This window comes from Vibrio sp. V19_P1S1T109, assembly GCF_002241375.1.
In the GTDB taxonomy this organism is placed as follows: domain Bacteria; phylum Pseudomonadota; class Gammaproteobacteria; order Enterobacterales; family Vibrionaceae; genus Vibrio; species Vibrio anguillarum.
This window is the reverse complement of sequence record NZ_NDIM01000287.1, coordinates 1-2,674: the sequence shown is the minus strand read 5'-3', so window position 1 is coordinate 2,674 and position 2,674 is coordinate 1. Positions and strand designations below refer to the sequence as shown.

Here is a 2,674-nt window from a genome sequence, read left to right as displayed (position 1 = left end):
AATAAGTTGTTAATTATCACGCTAACTTGATAAAAAACGCCGTCTTACACGCATTTCTCACGACAATTCAACTTTCCGTCGCAAAAAAAGATTTTGGTAATTTTCGGTCGTTTTTTCTTCAATTTCTTTTAATGACAGATTTTTTAGCTGTGCGATATAAGCAGCAACCTCAACAACGTAGGCCGGCTGATTTTGCTGACCACGGTGTGGAACCGGCGCAAGATAAGGGGAATCAGTTTCAATCAGCAAGCGTTCCAAGGGCAGCGCCTTCACAACTTCTTTCAATTCTGTCGCTTGTCTAAACGTGACAATTCCTGAGATAGAAATATAAAAGCCAAGCTCCATAGCGGCTTGTGCAAAGGCAAGATCTTCAGTAAAACAATGGATAACACCACCGCACCTTTCTGCCCCACCATTACGGAGCATTTCAAGAGTATCAGCCCGGGCATTTCGTGTATGAATAATCAAAGGTTTGTTAAGGGCAACGGCGGTTTCAATGTGCTGTGAAAACCGTAACTTCTGTAATTCAGCCGTTTCCGGTTGATAGTGATAATCTAGCCCCGTTTCGCCAATCGCCACCACTTTGGGATGACTCGCGTATTGATGGAAGCGGGTCAATTCAAAATGGCTTTCAACGTCAAGTGGATGAACACCACAAGAAGCATGAACATTATCAAAGGGCTGAATAAGCTCTAACATTGGTTCAAAAGAATCCAGCGTTACGCCAACAGAAAGCAATTGCTTAACATTGGCTTGACGAGCTTTTTCTACTACATCAGCAACATCGATATGGAGCGTATCGTAATCAAGTTTATCTAAGTGGCAGTGCGAATCTACAAACATGTTTTCTCATCATTAAAGTTAAATAGCCAATCGCTGATCAGTAGCTCGCTATTGAGCCCACTAAACGTCTTTAGTTCTTCCATCAAACGAGTTAATGCCTTGGTTTGGCGATAAAGTACTGGGTAGCTGATCTGTTTTGCTAATCGAAGGCTAATAGGAAGCTGCTGCTGTTCAACCACGCCAAATTGTACCTTTTGCGTATCGGTCAACATGGTCCACAACCAAGCCAAATATTGGGTAGGTGCCTCATTAATCTGCTTCACACAAGCGGAAATATCGGCACTAGTATCGGTTAAGCAATGAGCAATATTTTGCTCAAAAGCCTGATATTTTGCTAACTCTCCCGATTGAATAAACGCCAACGTATTTAGTGGTGAATAACCATTTAAATGCGCCGCATAAGGAGGGACAGGTTGCGATGTCTGTTCACTTAACCAATGCGAGACTTGTTCACTGCTCGGTGGTGTCAGCACCGTTTTTTGACAGCGACTGATAATGGTTGGGAGTAATGGGTTGATACGAGAGGCGACAAGTAAGAAAAAACAATTGCGCCCCGGAGCTTCTAACGTTTTGAGCAGTGCATTCGCTGCTGATTCATTCATGGAATCGGCGGGATTAATAACGATAAAGCGAGCACCAGAAAGCTGCGCCGATTCTTGAGCCAACTTATTGCATTGCCTAATTTGATCAACGGTAATCGCCTTCCCCTCTTTTTCAGGCGAGATCAGATGAAAATCAGGGTGACTACCAGACTTCATCAATTCGCAGCTATGACAAAACCCACACGCTTCTGAATGGCCATGCGAACACATCACTGCTGCACTCAACTTCTCAATGAGCCGTTCAGCGCCCAGCCCTGAGGGAGAAACGAGTAAGCTCGCCGCAGGGAACTGCTGGTTATTGAGGCTGGTTTGCCACTGAAGCCAATAGCCTGCTAACCAAGGATACAGATCATTTATCATCAATTTGTTACTCAATGTTTAGCCCTAGTTTCTCTCTAGCATATTGGTTTCTAGAAACTGGTTTAACGCTGCTTTGATAGAGAATGCCACCGCTTCTATTGTTTGTTCAGCATTAATCACGGCCACGCTTTTATCTTCCTTAGCTAGGGCAAGGTAACGTTCACGCGTGCGCTCAAAAAAACCAATATCCATTTTTTCGATACGATCAAGCTCACCTCGACCTCTGGCTCTTTCTAAACCGATGCTCGGATCTAGGTCCAAATAGAGAGTAAAATCTGGCTTAAAATCACCTAGCGTTACCTTTTTAAGGTTTTGCATCGTTTCTAGCGGAATTTGCCTCCCACCACCTTGGTAGGCTTGAGAGGACATATCATGGCGATCACCAACCACCCACGAACCAGCCGCAAGTGCAGGCTTAATCACATTTTCAACCAATTGAACACGAGCGGCGTACATTAATAACAGCTCAGTCATATCCTGAAGCACTTCACCTTCATGCTCTTCTTTGACTAAGGCGCGCATTTTTTCTGCTAAAACAGTTCCACCCGGCTCACGAGTATGAGTGATATTTGTCACGCCGAACTCAATAAGTGTTTCTCTAATGGATTGAATAGCAGTGCTTTTTCCTGCGCCTTCTAAACCTTCTACAACAATAAACTTAGCATTCATGACTGGGTTCTTAACTGTTTTAAATAAGCGCGAACAGCGCGATTATGTTCATTCAATGTTTTAGAAAAAACGTGTCCACCAGAGCCACTGGCAACAAAATACAAATAATTGCTCTGCTCTGGGTTTAATGCCGCTTTGATTGAAGCTTCCCCCGCCATCGCAATAGGAGTAGGAGGTAAACCAAAAATAGTATAAGTATT

The 2,674-nt window shown here is 43.7% G+C and carries 4 protein-coding genes; all 4 read right to left on the bottom strand.

Annotated features, from left to right (window positions below; all coding sequences use genetic code 11):
* Positions 1-57: 57 nt before the first annotated feature.
* Positions 58-843 carry a TatD family hydrolase gene (locus tag B9J87_RS14000; protein WP_094151324.1) on the bottom strand — a complete coding sequence of 262 codons (786 nt, stop codon included), beginning with the start codon at positions 841-843 and terminating at the stop codon, positions 58-60.
* Complete coding sequence (gene holB / locus B9J87_RS13995; protein WP_094151321.1) at positions 834-1,820, bottom strand: DNA polymerase III subunit delta'; 987 nt, start codon at positions 1,818-1,820, stop codon at positions 834-836. The genes B9J87_RS14000 and holB overlap by 10 nt, the downstream gene beginning before the upstream one ends.
* Before the next feature lie 9 nt (positions 1,821-1,829).
* On the bottom strand, positions 1,830-2,474 hold the full coding sequence (gene tmk / locus B9J87_RS13990; protein ID WP_094123824.1) for a dTMP kinase: 645 nt from the start codon (positions 2,472-2,474) through the stop codon (positions 1,830-1,832).
* On the bottom strand, positions 2,471-2,674 hold a 204-nt coding region (locus tag B9J87_RS13985), incomplete at its 5' end, for an endolytic transglycosylase MltG (RefSeq protein ID WP_176429538.1). The genes tmk and B9J87_RS13985, both read right to left, overlap by 4 nt.

Coding starts and splice junctions, on each gene's coding strand:
- B9J87_RS14000 (WP_094151324.1), bottom strand. CDS start 843: ATGTTTGTAGATTCGCACTGCCACTTAGATAAACTTGATTACGATACG.
- tmk (WP_094123824.1), bottom strand. CDS start 2,474: ATGAATGCTAAGTTTATTGTTGTAGAAGGTTTAGAAGGCGCAGGAAAA.